This window comes from Rhizorhabdus histidinilytica, assembly GCF_900167915.1.
Classification (GTDB): domain Bacteria; phylum Pseudomonadota; class Alphaproteobacteria; order Sphingomonadales; family Sphingomonadaceae; genus Rhizorhabdus; species Rhizorhabdus histidinilytica.
In genome coordinates, this window is sequence record NZ_FUYM01000001.1 from 272,420 (window position 1) to 286,043 (window position 13,624).

Sequence of the window (13,624 nt, forward strand, 5' to 3'; positions counted from 1 at the left end):
CCGCGCGCCCGCGATATCGTCTATCTGATCGGGGCTTATCCGATGGCGTGGGCGCCGCTTATCCGACCGGCCGCAGCCGATAGTGGCTCACTGCCCAGGGGACGCCGTCCTTGTGGCCAAATAGTCCGGCGGTCGCCAGGAAGAACAGCCGCCAGCGCCGCTCCCACAGCTTCGCGTCCTTGCCATAGGTCTGACGGAAGATTTCCGCGATCGCCGGCTGGTTGGCGTCGAAGCGGGCGAGCCAGTCGAACGCGGTGCGGGCATAATGCTGGCCGTTCCAGCGCCATTCCTGCTCGACCTCGAACAGGTCGGGGAAATGGCGGATCAGGCCGTGGCTGGGCATGATTCCGCCGGTGAAGAAATGTTGGGCGATCCAGTCGGCCTTGTCGCCATGGTCGAAGCGGTAGCTCGCCCGGTCATGGGTGAAGATGTGGATGAACAGCAGCCCGTCCGGCTTCAACCAGCCCTTCACCCGGGTCAACAGAGCGCGCCAGTTCGACATATGCTCGAACATCTCGACCGACACGACCCGGTCGAACCGGCCCTCCGCGTGGAAGTCGTTCATGTCGCAGGTGACGACGGTCAGGTTGGTAGAGCCCTGCGCCCTGGCGAGCTTCTCGATATGCTCGCGCTGCGAATGGGAATTGGAGACCGCGGTGATGCGGGCATTGGGATAGCGTGCCGCCATGTACAGGCTGAGCGAGCCCCAGCCGCAGCCGAGCTCCAATATCTCCTGCCCGTCCTTCAGGTCGGCATGCTCGACGGTCTGGGCGAGCGCGGCTTCCTCTGCCTCGGCGATCGTCGTCCGCGGGCCGTCATAATGGCAGCAGCTATATTTGCGGCGCGGACCGAGGCACAGGTCGAAGAAGGCGGCCGGCACCTCGTAATGCTGGGCGTTGGCGTCGTCGGTGTGGATCGCGATCGGGAAGCCGTCCATGGCGCGGGCGAAGGCGGCCTCGATGTCGGGCTGCCTGGCCAGCTTGCGGCCGGTGCGGCCGACGAGGAACTCGACCCCCGCCAGGGTCACGGCGTCGGGAAGCGGCAGCCGTTCGACGGCTGCTGTGGCGGCGGCGATGATGTCCATTATCGTTTCCTGGGTGGGAGAGGGAAGAAGGCGCTGGTCCGCGCCATATAGGAACGGAAGGCGTCGCCCCGGCTGCGCAGCATGTGCGCCTCCAGCGGCGGAATGCCCGAGACATGGACGAGCAGCCAATACATCAGCACCGGGCCGACCAGCGCCAGCCAGCCTGGCCACCAGCCGCCCGTCAGGGAGATGGCGATCACCGGATAGGCGAGCCAGCCGAGCCACTCGAAGAAATAGTTGGGATGGCGGGACCAGCGCCACAGCCCACGGTCGCAGACCTTGCCATGATTGGCCGGATCGGCTCCGAAGGCGCGGAGCTGGCTGTCGGAGACGCCTTCGCCGATCACCGAGACGATGAGCAGGACGAGGCCGATCCAGTCGCCGGCGGCGAAGGCCGGACCCGGACGGTGCGCGGCGGCGTAGACGGTGACGACCAGCCCGATCCCGCACAGCGCCTGGATCTGGAGGAACAGGAACAGCCGCGCCTGGAAGCGAGCGCCCCATTCGCGGCGCAGGTCGGCATAGCGCGGGTCCTCCGCCGTCGCGGTCGCGGTGCGCGCGAGGATGTGGAAGCCGAGGCGCATCGACCAGAACACGACCATGCCCGCGACCAGCCAGCGCCGCTCGATCGGCCCGTCGCCGGTCGCCATCAGCGCCGTGACCAGTCCGCCGACGCCGATCGCGAACGACCAGAAGACGTCGGCCCAGCCCGACTGGCCGGTCGACCGCTGCACCGCCCAGGCCACCGCCATGATCGCCGACAGGACGATCGATGCGACGACGATGCTCTCCAGTCCGCTCATCAACCCCCGTCCTGTTGCCCTGTCCCCCGAGGGGTTCTCGTAGCTCTATACGGCGCATCCCGCCAAGGCGGTTGCGCAAGATTCGACTTTGCGCTTACGGCGGCCGGGTTTAGCAGGCGGAAGAGGGGCTGCGCGCAACTCCCTGGCTTTGGCTGCCGTATCTGGAGTCGAGGGCAAGGGAGTAGCGCGAGATGACGGGGGCTATGGGCATGACGGATATCCGCATGGGGCGGCGGATCGCGGTGATCGGCAGCGGCATCAGCGGACTGTCGGCGGCATGGCTCCTCTCGAAGCAGCACGACGTGGTCCTCTACGAGGCGGAGAACCGGCCCGGTGGCCATACCCGCACCGTCGACGTCGATACCGGCGACGGCGCCGTGCTGGGCGTCGACACGGGCTTCATCGTCTTCAACGACCGCACCTATCCGAACCTGATCGCGATGTTCGAGCATTTCGGCGTGCCGACCCGCGCGACCGACATGAGCTTCGCGGTGTCGCTCGACGACGGGAAGCTCGAATATGCGGCGGGTGACCGCATCTGGCAGCTCTTCGCCCAGCCCTCCAACCTCTTCTCGCGCCGTTTCTGGTCGATGCTGCGCAATCTCGTCCGCTTCTACCGCGAGGCGGCGGCGCGGATGGGCGGCTTCGGCGACATGACGCTGGGCCAGCTCCTCGAGCAGGGACAATATGGCGACGCCTTCCGCGACGATCATCTGCTGCCGATGGCGGCCGCGATCTGGTCGGCGCCCGCGCAGCTGCTGCTCGACTATCCGGCCGAGGCGTTCGTCCGCTTCTGCAGCAACCACGGCCTGCTCGACCTCGGCCGCCGCCCGAAATGGCGCACCGTCGTCGGCGGCAGCCAGGTCTATGTCGATCGCGTCCTCGCCGATTTCGACGGCGAGCTGCGGCTCGCCTCGCCCGTGGCGCGGATCGAGCGCAGGGGCGGCCGCGTGACGGTCACCGACCAGCGCGGCCATGCCGACCGGTTCGACGAGGTGGTGATCGCCGCGCACGGCAACCAGGCGCTCGCCATGCTCGCCGATCCCGGCCCGCAGGAAGCCGAGCTGCTCGGCGCGTTCCGCTACAGCTCCAACCTCGTCGTGCTCCACCAGGATGCGGCGCTGATGCCGAAGCGGCGGATGCTGTGGGGCGCCTGGAATTATTTCGGACGCCGCCACGCCAACGACGCGACCGGCGACCTGTGCGTCAGCTATTGGATGAACCAGCTCCAGGGCTATCGCACCCGCGATCCGCTGATCGTCACGCTGAACCCGCACCGCGCGATCGACCGCGCGAAGGAGATCAGCCGCACCAGCTTCGACCACCCGATCTTCGATCATGCCGCGATGGATGCGCAGCGCCGCATCTGGGCGATCCAGGGGCAGCGCAACACTTTCTATTGCGGCGCCCATCTCGGTGCCGGCTTCCATGAGGACGGCCTTCAGTCGGGCCTCGCCGTGGCGGAGATGCTGGGCGCGCGGCGGCCCTGGACGGTCGAGGACCCCAATGGCCGGCTGGCGATCGATCCGGTCGCGGGCGTGGCGGCGGCACGGGAAGCGGCGGCGTGAAATCGGCGATCTACGCGGGCATCGTCTTTCATCGCCGCTTCCGCCCGCGCGCGCACAATCTGCGCTACCGCATCTTCCAGTGCCTGTTCGACATCGACGAGATTGACGCGATCTCAAGGGGTTGTCGGCTGTTCTCGCGCAACCGCTTCAACCTCTTCTCTTTCCACGATCGCGACTATGGCGACCGCTCGGGCGCGCCGCTGAGGCCCCAGGTCGAGGCGCTGATGCGCCGGGCGGGCCAGGAACCGGATGGCGGACCGATCCGTTTGCTCACCATGCCGCGCATGTTCGGCCATGTCTTCAACCCACTGTCGGTCTGGTTCTGCCATCGCCGCGACGGGAGCCTCGCGACCATCGTCTACGAAGTGACCAACACCTTCAAGGAACGGCACAGCTACGTCATCCCGGTGGCGGAGGAGCATGGGCGCGATCCGATGATCCGCCAAGCCTGCGACAAATGCTTCTACGTGTCGCCGTTCATGGACCTCGACATGCGCTACGACTTCACCGTCGAACCGCCGATGGAGAAGACCCGCGTGGTCGTCGCTGGCGGCGATGCCGACGGGCCGCTGATCGTCGCGGCCTTCCACGGCGAGCGGCGCGAGCTCGGCGACGGCGCGCTGTTCGGCGCCTTCCTGCGCCATCCGTTGCTGACGCTGAAGGTGGTCGCGGGCATCCATGTCGAGGCGCTCTGGCTGCTGCTCAAGCGGGTCGGTGTCCGCCGCCATGTGCCTGCGGGCGGCGACGGCGTGTCGATCGTGGCGGCGGCGTGAGCGTCGCCTTCCGCCGGGAAAGCGACGACGAGCATCTCGAACCCAAGTTCGAGCTGCCCATCCCGCCTGGCCCCAACCTTGTCACCGAACGCGGCGCGGCGCTGATCGCGGCGAGGGTCGCCGAGCTCGAAGCCGCGATCGAGGCGGCCGTCACGGCGAAGGCGACCGAGGAGCAGCTCAAGTCGCTCAAGCGCGACCTGCGCTACTGGACGACCCGCCACGCGACGATGGAGATCCAGCCCCCGGCGGACGGCGACGAGGCCGCCTTCGGCACCCGCGTCCGCTACCGCCTCAATGGGCAGGAGAAGGCGGTCGCGATCGTCGGCGACGACGAGGCCGACCCGGCGGCCGGCCTCATCTCCTTCTCCTCGCCGCTCGCCCGCGCCCTGATCGGCGCGGGGGAGGGGGATTTCGCCGATTTCGCCGGCAAGGCGGACGCGATCGAGGTGCTCGAGGTGCGGCCGGTCTGATCCCCCGCCAGCTGCGCCTTACGCATCGGTGAGGAGCGGCGCCTCGTCGACGATATTGCCCGATTGCCGATCGAACAGCCGGCGATACTGGCCGTTGGGATCGGCGAGCAGGCTGTCATGGTCGCCGTCCTCGATGATCCGGCCCTGGTCGAACACCAGGATGCGGTCGAGCGTCCGGACCGTCGACAGCCGGTGGGCGATCACGATCGCGGTGCGGTCCTTCATCAGCCGGTCCATTGCCTGCTGGATCAGCGCCTCGCTCTCCGAATCGAGGCTCGATGTCGCCTCGTCGAGGATCAGGATCGGTGCGTCGGCGAGGAAGGCGCGCGCGAGCGCCACGCGCTGGCGTTCGCCGCCCGACAGCTTGACGCCGCGTTCGCCGACCAGCGTCGCATAGCCGCGCGGCAGCTTCATGATGAAGTCGTGCGCATTGGCCAGTTTCGCCGCCGCCTCGATCTCCTCCTGCCGCGCGCCGGGGCGTGCATAGGCGATGTTGTCGGCCAGGCTGCGGTGGAACAGGATAGGTTCCTGCTGCACGATCGCGATCTGCCTGCGCAGCGACTGCTGCGTGGCGTGCGCCACATCCTGTCCATCGATCGTCACCCGGCCCCCGGTCACGTCGTAGAGCCGCTGGACGAGCTTGACGAAGGTCGTCTTGCCCGATCCCGAATGGCCGACCAGCCCGATCCGCTCGCCGCCCCGGACGGTGACGTCGAGATGCTCGTAGAGCGGCGTCTCGTGCCCGCCATAGCGGAAGGTGACGTCCTCGAAGCGCACCTCGCCGGACGTGATCCGGATCGGCGCCGCATCGCCGCGATCGTCGATGCCGAGCGGCTGGTCGTGCAGGTCGACCAGTTCCTCCATCTCGTTCACCGAACGTTGCAGGTGATGGATGTGGAAGCCGATGTCGAACAGATAGCCGTGGACGACGAAATAGCTGGCCAGCACATAGGTGACGTCGCCCGGCGTGGCATCGCCGCGCCACCAGAGCCACAGCCCGACGCCGGTGATCGCGCTGCGTATGCCCCAGAGGACCAGGATCTGCGCGCTGCCCGACCAGGTGTAGCGCATCCAGGTGCGCCGCGTGCGCTTCGCCCATTTGCCGAGCAGCCGGCCGACGCGCTCCTCCTCGCGATCCTCGGCGCCGAACGCCTTGACCACGGCGTTGGAGCCGATCGCGTCGGAAAGCAGGCCGCCCAGCCTGGTGTCCCAGGCGTTGGACAGCGTCGCGGCGGGCGACGCCCAGCGCGCCGCGAGCACCACCGTCATCGCGACATAGGCCGCCGCGCCGATTCCCATCACCAGCCCGAGCACCGGCCAGCGCCAGCCAAGCAGCAGCATGGTGCCGACCAGCACGACGGTCGACGGCAGCAATTGCAGCAGCAGCACGTCATTGAGCGTGTCGAACGCCCACATGCCGCGTGTGATCTTACGGACCGTCGAGCCGGCGAAGCTGTTGGCGTGCCAGTCGGTCGAGAATCGCTGGACGCGGTGGAAGGCGTCGCGGGTCACGTCGCCCATCATCCGCAGGGTGAAGGGTACGATGCCCGCCCAGGCGATGTGGCGGAGCACCACCATCGCCAGGCCGAGCGCCGCCATCGCCCCGAACAGCGCCAGCGCGGCGTCGCGCCGGTTGGCGGCGAGCGCGTCGATCAGGCGGCCGGCGAACAGCGGTACGAAAATCTCGGTGACCGTCGCGGCGGTGATGAACAGCGCGACGAACGCGGCGCGGCCACGCAGCCTGCTCCAATGCCGGAAGGTGAAGGTGAGGACGCGACGGATCGAATCCGTGCGGCCCTTGTCCTGTGTCGATGTCATGTCGTGAACCGGCGCCGGGGGCGCCGTCTCCAATACAAGGAATGTCAGGGGTGATCCGGGCGAAGACGCCGGATCAGGGAGGCTTCAGGACCTAGTGGCGAAAACGCCCGATGGCCTGGGACCCGCCGAGAGGGCGTATTGCGGTCGAAAACAACATCTGCGCCCTCCTTTCCTCGAAACTGGGACGGTGCATGGAGGTACCGATCTCCCGTCCGGCTGGCAACCCCCTGCGCTTTCGAACGGCCCGGGAGAGGGCGCGCTTGCAATGTCCGGCGTTCCGGCAGCAGGCTGGGGGACGCCGATCAGGAGTTTCCCCATGGACCTTCGCCCCGCGCCCGCCTTGATCACCAGCGACTGGCTCAACAGCCCGGTGCCGCTCGACATCCCGGACTTCCGCGGCCGCGTCCTCGTCATCGAGGCGTTCCAGATGCTCTGTCCGGGCTGCGTCGAGCATGGCCTGCCGCAGATACAGCGCGTCGCGCGCACCTTCCCGGCCGACCAGCTCGCGGTCATCGGCCTCCACACGGTGTTCGAGCATCACGCCGCCCAGGGCACGCGTGAGGCGCTGGCCGCCTTCGCGCATGAATATCGGCTGGGCTTCCCGATCGGCATCGATCGCCAGGGCGGCGCGCTGCCGGCGACGATGACGGCCTATGCTATGCAGGGAACGCCGACCCTGATCGTCGTCGACCGCAACGGCTTCCGCCGTTTCCAGCGCTTCGGCCATATCGACGACCTCGCGCTCGGCAGTATCCTCGGCACCCTGCTGGCGGAGCCGGCGGCGGCGGCGAGCGCCGCGGCCACGGCCGCGGGTTGCGATTCTACGGGCTGCGCGATTCCGTCTTAGGGCAGCGACTTTTTATCCAACCCGCACATCTTGAGGAGGGACTGAACGAAGGTGAAGGCCCGTTTCGAAGGACCTTCGAGACGCCATTTCGCCTGCGCTCAATGGCTCCTGAGAGTCCGACGCAAAAGTCCCCGCTCGCCCTGAGGAAGCATTGAGCGTAGTCGAAATGCTGTCTCGAAGGGGCGTTCGAGGCTGGAAATATCCTTCGATATGGGCCTTCGCCAAAGCTCAGTCCCTCCTCAGGATGAGCGGTAAGGCACTTTCCGGTCAGACTCTCAGGATGTGCGGAAGTAGGTAAACGCTCGATGCTCGAGCGGTTCGCTCAATATTGGTCGTGCAGGCGCACCCAGCTCATCGTGCCGCCGGTCTCGTTGCGCCCCTTGGGCGTCAGGTCGAGCCAGTTGAACGCCCCCATCAGCAGCTCGGTGCCGCGATGATAGGTCGAGTAGCTGTGGAAGACGTCGCCCGCTGCGTCCTTCACGAACACGCTCAGCCCGAACATGTCGGGGCTGCGCTGGATGTGCATATGGCCGTAATTGTAGAGCGCCCGCCCGGCCTCGCGGTCCTCGGCCGTGAACGACACGCCGAAATCATAGGCGAAGCGGCCGTCCTCCCCCGACGACACCCATGGGAAGGTCCAGCCCAGCCGCTTCTTCGCCGCCTCGATCTGGGCGACCGGTGCGCGCGACACGGCGGCGAAGGCGAGGTCGGCCTGCTCGAAATGCTGCCGCGCCGCATCGGCATGGTCCATCGTGAACGAGCATCCCGGGCAGATATGGTCCGAACCGGGCGTCAGCATGAAATGATAGACGGCGAGCTGGCTGCGATCGCCGAACAGGTCGCCCAGCGTGCAGGAGCCCTGCGGCCCTTCGAAGACGTAGGGCTGGTCGATCCGCACCCAGGGCAGCGCCCGCCGTTCGGCGCGCAGCGCGTCGAGCGCATGGGTGATCTCGCGCTCCTTGTCGAAGAGGGCCTTGCGGGCGGTCAGCCATTCTTCCCGCGAAACGATGGCATGGAACATGGTCGGTCTCCTTTCGTGATCGGTCAGTCGCGCGCCGGGCTCAGCCAGGGCGCGAGGTGGAACAGGCTCATCAGCAGGTACATCGCCGTCATCCCGTCGATCGGCAGGACGGTGGCGCCGGCCGCGCAGAGGGCGAGCGGCGGCGCATCGACGAAGGAGACCAGCGCCATCAGCGCGAAGGTCGGCGCCGCCGCCAGTCGGAGCGGGCGCGCCACGGTGAAGCTGGTCCTTGCGGTTGCGGCCATCGTCATGCTCCGTTTCCATCGTCATGCCGGCGAGGATAGGAGTGGGGGTGGCAGGGGCGGGAGTTACAACTGTGACGGGATTGCCATGGACTCGCTGGTGACCGCCGCCGCCCGATCGCTCGCGATGGGCGATCCGCTCGGCGCGCTGAACCGCGTCGCGCTGCGCGAGGACCCGGCGGCGCTGGCGCTGCGCGGCATCGCGATGGCCCAGCTTGGCGACCTTCCTCGTGCACGAGAGCTGCTGCGGCGCGGGGCGCGGGCGTTCGGCGCGCGCGAGCCGGTCGCCCGCGCACGCTGTCTCGTCGCCCAGGCGGAGATCGCGCTGGTATCGCGCGACCTGGCCGAGCCGATGCGCACGCTCGGCACGGCGCGCGCGGTGCTGGCGGAGCATGGCGACCGCGCCAATGCGGCCCATGCCGGCTATCTGGAGGCGCGCTGCCTGCTGCTGATCGGCCGCCTCGACGAAGCGGGACGGGTGCTCGACTCGATCGATGCCGACGCGCTCCCGCCGGTCTCTCGGCCGGGGCCCTGGCTAGTAGCCGCCGGAATTGCCATGCGGCGGATCGAAGCGGGGCCGGCGCGCGCCGCGCTCGACCGGGCGGTCCAGGCAGCCCGCCGGATAGCCGTCCCGGCGCTCGTCGCCGAGGTCGAGCGCGCCGTCCAGGCCTTCGAAGCGCCGGCCGCCCGACTCCATGTGCGGGGCGAAGAGCGCCTGCTCCTGCTCGGCGATGTCGAGGCGGTGCTGGCCTCGGGCATGTTGGTCGTCAATGCCTGTCGCAACCTCGTCCGCGCCGGAGACAAGGTGGTTCCGTTGGGCAGCCGCCCGGTCCTGTTCGCACTGGTCCGCGCGCTGGCGCAGGCCTGGCCGGGCGACGTCTCGCGCGAGGAACTGCTTGCCCAGGCATTCCGCGCGCGGGAGGCCGATGAATCGCATCGCGGGCGGCTGCGGGTCGAGATCGGCCGGCTGCGCGCCGAGCTGGGGCCGCTGGCCGAGCTTCACGCTACGGAACGCGGCTTCCTGCTCCAGCCGCGCGGCGGTGCGACGGTCGGGCTGCTCCTGCCACCCCACGAGGAGGAGCATGCCGCGCTGCTGGCGCTGCTCGCCGATGGCGAGGCCTGGTCCAGCTCGGCGCTCGCGCTCGCGCTCGGGGTCAGCGCGCGCACCGTCCAGCGCGCGCTGGAGGCGCTGGCGGCGGCCGGCAAGGCCGACTGCTTCGGCCGCGGTCGCGCCTGTCGCTGGACGGCGCGGCAGGTGCCGGGTTTCCCGACAAGCTTGTTACTCCCGGCCGCGCTGCCGGTGGGCTAGAGGCGAAGGCGCACCTGCGAACCCCTTCGAAAGGACGATGGTCATGAAGCGTCGGACAGCGGAAATCCTGCGGGAGTTCGGCCCCTTTCCCGAGGTCGACGATATCCATGGGGTTGGCTTCGACGGCCAGCGCGTCTGGTTCGCATCGGGCGATCGGGTCAACGCGCTCGATCCCGACAGTGGAGAGATCGTCGACGCGCTGGAGGTTCCCGCCCATGCCGGCACCACCTTCGACGGCGCCCATCTCTTCCAGATCGCCGAAGCGGTCATCCGCAAGATCGATCCGCGCTCCGGCGAGGTGCTGGCGACCATTCCGGCGCCCGGCGGCGGTGGTGATTCCGGCCTCGCCTGGGCGGAGGGATCGCTCTGGGTGGGGCAGTATCGCGAGCGCAAGATCCACCAGATCGACCCCGACACCGGCACGATCCTCCGCACGATCGACTCCGACCGCTTCGTCACCGGTGTCACCTGGATCGACGGGGAGCTGTGGCACGCCACGTCGCAGGCCGACGCCAGCGATATCCGGCGGATCGACCACCGTAGCGGAGCGGTGCTCGACCGGATCGAGATGCCGGCCGGCATCGGCGTTTCGGGCCTCGATTCCGACGGCGGTGACCGCCTCTTCTGCGGCGGCGGCACCAGCGGCAAGCTGCGGGTGGTCCGCCGCCCGGCCTGATCGGCGCGCGGCGGTTGGGCTCAGTCGGCCAACAAGGCGATCGCGCCGTCGACCAGGCGCGCAATCTCGCCGGGGGTCAGCGATCGCCGCCGAAAGGTCGCATGATAGAGGATGCCGCCGATCAGCGTGTCGCAGGCGAAGGCCAGGGTCGCCTCGCTCGCGCCGGGCCTGAGGCGGCGCAGTTCGCGCAGATAATATTCCCGCTCATTCTCGCCATAGCTTTCGGTGGCCGATGCCAGCTCGGGCAGGCGGAAGGTGGCCATGGTGAGGTTCAGCAGCGCCTGGCCCCGGTCGTCGGACATGTACAGCGCCGCCGCCGTGGCGTGGGCGACCAATATGTCGCGTGGCGAGGCCCCGGCCGGGACGGTCGGCTCGACCGATCGCGACGTCTCGTAGAGCACGGCGGCCACCAGTTCGACCTTCGAGGCGTAGCGCCGGTAGAGCGTCGCCCGGCTGCAATTCGCCATTTCGGCGACGCCCTCGAAGGTCAGGCCGTCGAAGCCGCGTTCGGCCAGGATGCGCCACGCCGCTTCGCGGATCGCCTGGTCCTTTCCCGAGTCCCGGGGCCGGCCGCGGGCGCGCTGGACGAGAGTCGTATCTGTCATGCGGCTTCCTTTTGCGGCGCAGCAAATCTGTCACAGAATATCGATACACGGCCGTCTCGTAAATACCTCAGGAGGCCGCGCCGTGCTGTATCGAATATTGATCTGTTCCAGTCTTCTCTCGCTTTCGGTCGCCCAGGCGCAGGCGGCCGAGGTGGCCGACATGGCCGCCCCCGACTCGGCCGACGGCGGCGCGGAGATCATCGTCACCGCGCAGAAGCGCGAGCAGCGGATCACCGACGTGCCGATGTCGATCAGCGCCTATGGCACGGAGTTCCTCGACCAGATCGGCGGGACCGAATTGTCGAAGGTGTCGGCGATCACGCCGGGCTTCGTCATCCAGTTGCAGGACAAGTTCGCGCCCGGCTTCTCGGTGCGCGGCATCACCTCCAACGACTTCTCGCCGCAGAGTGAGCTGCGCGTCGCAGTGTTCCAGGACGGCGTCCCTGCGTCGCAGGCGACGGCCTCCTATGGCGAGATGTTCGATGTGGATCGGGTCGAGGTCGAGAAGGGCCCGCAATCCACGCTGCACGGCCGCTCGGCGCTCAACGGCGGCGTCTCGATCTTCCAGAAGCGGCCAACCGACGATCTGAGCTTCGAGCTCAAGGGCGGGCTGGGTACCTATGATTACAAGCATCTCCAGGGGATCGCGAACATTCCCCTTTCGGACACGGTCGGCGTGCGCTTCGGCGCGATGCTGCGCAAGCGGGACGGCTTCGTGGAGGATGTCGACGGGCAGGGGAGCTACAATGCGCTCGATGCCCAGGCGTATCGCTTCGCGGCGAAGTTCGAGCCGAGCAGCGACTTCAAGGTCAACCTCATCGCGACCTATGACGTCGACGACACCGATGGCGGCGTTCCGTTCAAGTCGCGCACCTTCGTCCCGCTCGACCAGGCGACCGGGGCGATCATCGGCGATCTCAATTTCTGGACCCCGACCCATCTGAACAGCTTCGGAACGATCCCGACCGCCTATTTCCACCGCGAGATACTGGGGATCAGCGGCACCGCCGACTGGACGATCGACGACCGTCTCTCGATCACCTCGATCTCCGGCTATCGCTGGTTCGACGCCTGCCAGAGCGGCGACAATGACGGCACGCCGACCAACATCATCGCCTATAAGCAGTGCAATTACGGCAAGCAATATTCGCAGGAGGTCCGGCTCAACTTCCAGGATGCCGGGCCGTTCGAAGGCTTCATCGGCGGCAGCGCCTTCAAGGCGAAGAACGGGATGAATTTCGACCTGGGCTATGACGAGCGCGCGATGGCGCTGATGTTCTCGGGCACCTTGCAGAAGTTCGCGCCGCGCGGCCTGACCAACAACGAGATCAACGCGCTGCTCGGGCCGGCCGCCGCCGGGCTGAAGCCCTTCACGCTCGATCGGCAGCTGACCAAGGCCGACATCACCACCTTCGACATCTTCGGCGACGTCACCGCGCATCTCGGCGAGCGGCTCGAGGTCTTCGCCGGCGGCCGCATCACCTGGGACAAGAAGAAGGCGTCGCTGCAGGGGCTGACCCCGCTCGGGCCGTCGAACCTGACCGGCGCGGGCATCCTGCTCCAGCCGACCCCCGGCGGTGCCGTCCTGCGCGGCAAGAACAGCTCGACGATAGTGACCGGCCGCGGCGGCGCGCGCTTCAAGCTGACGCCCGACGTCAACCTGTTCGTCGCCTATGGCGTCGGCAAGCGGCCCGAGACGCTGCAGATCAACCCGACCCGGCCAGCCGACCTGATCCCCGAGGAGCGGCTCGATTCGGTCGAGGGCGGCATCAAGTTCCGCCTGTTCGGCGGGCGCGTGGTCGGCGACGCCACTCTGTTCCATTATGAATATGAGAATTTCCAGACCCAGGGCCTCGTCAACGGCCGGCTGGCGACGGTCAACGCCGGCAAGGCCGACGCGACCGGTTTCGAGACCCAGCTCAACGTCGCACTGACCCGCGAGCTGTCGATCTTCGGCAGCTATGGCTACAACAAGGCGCGGCTGCGGTCGGGCGCGTTCAAGGGCAACCGCTTCCGCAACAGCCCCGATCACAAATTCGCGGTCGGCGCCGATGTCACCCTGCCGGTGGCGGGCGGATCGGTCAGCTTCGCGCCGCTCTATAGCTGGCAATCGAAGATGTATTTCTTCGACGACAACGACCGGCTCGACTTGCAGCAGCGCGTTCCGGTCGCCCTCTCGGACAAGGTGGTGGACGAGTTCCAGGGCGGCTTCGGCCTGCTCAGCGCCCGGCTCACCTTCAAGGGCGCCGACGATCGCTGGAGCTTCGCGCTGGTCGGCGACAACCTGACCGACAAGAAGTTCCTCGTCGATGCCGGCAATACCGGCGACTATTTCGGCATCCCCACCTTCATCGCCGGCTCGCGCCGCACCTATCGCGCCGAATTCGGCCTCAAATTCTGATCCCGGA

Annotated in this window: 13 protein-coding genes; 7 read left to right on the forward strand and 6 right to left on the reverse strand. The window is 67.9% G+C overall.

From position 1 onward, the window contains the following. Positions 1–58: 58 nt before the first annotated feature. Both B5X82_RS01270 and B5X82_RS01275 read right to left on the reverse strand, forming a co-directional pair. Positions 59–1,084, reverse strand: coding sequence for an SAM-dependent methyltransferase (locus B5X82_RS01270; protein WP_079646226.1), 1,026 nt, complete (start codon positions 1,082–1,084; stop codon positions 59–61). Beyond that, positions 1,084–1,887: a DUF1295 domain-containing protein gene (locus B5X82_RS01275; RefSeq protein ID WP_079646227.1), complete on the reverse strand. Its 804-nt coding sequence runs from the start codon at positions 1,885–1,887 to the stop codon at positions 1,084–1,086. The genes B5X82_RS01270 and B5X82_RS01275 overlap by 1 nt, the downstream gene beginning before the upstream one ends. 209 nt (positions 1,888–2,096) lie before the next feature. Here B5X82_RS01275 and B5X82_RS01280 point away from each other — a divergent pair, with 209 nt between their 5' ends. The 3 genes from B5X82_RS01280 to B5X82_RS01290 are packed head-to-tail and all read left to right on the forward strand — an operon-like array spanning position 2,097 to position 4,698. Continuing rightward, the gene (locus B5X82_RS01280; protein ID WP_223811360.1) at positions 2,097–3,455 is read left to right on the forward strand and encodes an NAD(P)/FAD-dependent oxidoreductase; all 1,359 of its coding nucleotides are present in this window, start codon (positions 2,097–2,099) and stop codon (positions 3,453–3,455) included. Next, positions 3,452–4,228 carry a DUF1365 domain-containing protein gene (locus B5X82_RS01285; protein ID WP_079646229.1) on the forward strand — a complete coding sequence of 259 codons (777 nt, stop codon included), beginning with the start codon at positions 3,452–3,454 and terminating at the stop codon, positions 4,226–4,228. Before B5X82_RS01280 ends, B5X82_RS01285 begins: the two co-directional genes overlap by 4 nt. Continuing rightward, the gene (locus B5X82_RS01290; RefSeq protein ID WP_079646230.1) at positions 4,225–4,698 is read left to right on the forward strand and encodes a GreA/GreB family elongation factor; all 474 of its coding nucleotides are present in this window, start codon (positions 4,225–4,227) and stop codon (positions 4,696–4,698) included. Before B5X82_RS01285 ends, B5X82_RS01290 begins: the two co-directional genes overlap by 4 nt. A gap of 18 nt (positions 4,699–4,716) precedes the next feature. On the opposite strand, the gene B5X82_RS01295 is transcribed toward B5X82_RS01290, so the two are convergent. Beyond that, complete coding sequence (locus tag B5X82_RS01295) at positions 4,717–6,516, reverse strand: ABC transporter ATP-binding protein (RefSeq protein WP_079646231.1); 1,800 nt, start codon at positions 6,514–6,516, stop codon at positions 4,717–4,719. A 316-nt stretch (positions 6,517–6,832) separates the two neighbouring features. Between B5X82_RS01295 and B5X82_RS01300 the strand changes: the two genes are divergently transcribed. Then, entirely contained in the window at positions 6,833–7,363 is a 531-nt protein-coding gene (locus tag B5X82_RS01300) for a redoxin domain-containing protein (protein ID WP_079646232.1), read from the forward strand. 322 nt (positions 7,364–7,685) lie between these two features. On the opposite strand, the gene B5X82_RS01305 is transcribed toward B5X82_RS01300, so the two are convergent. Together B5X82_RS01305 and B5X82_RS01310 are read right to left on the reverse strand one after the other, a co-directional pair. After that, complete coding sequence (locus tag B5X82_RS01305; RefSeq protein WP_079646233.1) at positions 7,686–8,384, reverse strand: DUF899 domain-containing protein; 699 nt, start codon at positions 8,382–8,384, stop codon at positions 7,686–7,688. Positions 8,385–8,407: 23 nt separating this feature from the next. After that, entirely contained in the window at positions 8,408–8,635 is a 228-nt protein-coding gene (locus B5X82_RS01310) for a hypothetical protein (RefSeq protein ID WP_079646234.1), read from the reverse strand. Between the two features lie 79 nt (positions 8,636–8,714). Between B5X82_RS01310 and B5X82_RS01315 the strand changes: the two genes are divergently transcribed. Both B5X82_RS01315 and B5X82_RS01320 read left to right on the forward strand, forming a co-directional pair. After that, complete coding sequence (locus B5X82_RS01315) at positions 8,715–9,935, forward strand: HTH domain-containing protein (RefSeq protein ID WP_079646235.1); 1,221 nt, start codon at positions 8,715–8,717, stop codon at positions 9,933–9,935. A 43-nt stretch (positions 9,936–9,978) separates the two neighbouring features. Beyond that, entirely contained in the window at positions 9,979–10,611 is a 633-nt protein-coding gene (locus tag B5X82_RS01320) for a Vgb family protein (RefSeq protein ID WP_079646690.1), read from the forward strand. Between the two features lie 20 nt (positions 10,612–10,631). On the opposite strand, the gene B5X82_RS01325 is transcribed toward B5X82_RS01320, so the two are convergent. Then, positions 10,632–11,216 carry a TetR/AcrR family transcriptional regulator gene (locus tag B5X82_RS01325; protein ID WP_079646236.1) on the reverse strand — a complete coding sequence of 195 codons (585 nt, stop codon included), beginning with the start codon at positions 11,214–11,216 and terminating at the stop codon, positions 10,632–10,634. A gap of 82 nt (positions 11,217–11,298) precedes the next feature. Here B5X82_RS01325 and B5X82_RS01330 point away from each other — a divergent pair, with 82 nt between their 5' ends. Beyond that, positions 11,299–13,617 (forward strand): TonB-dependent receptor, encoded by a 2,319-nt coding sequence (locus B5X82_RS01330; RefSeq protein WP_079646237.1) that lies wholly within the window; start codon positions 11,299–11,301, stop codon positions 13,615–13,617. Positions 13,618–13,624: the final 7 nt, after the last annotated feature.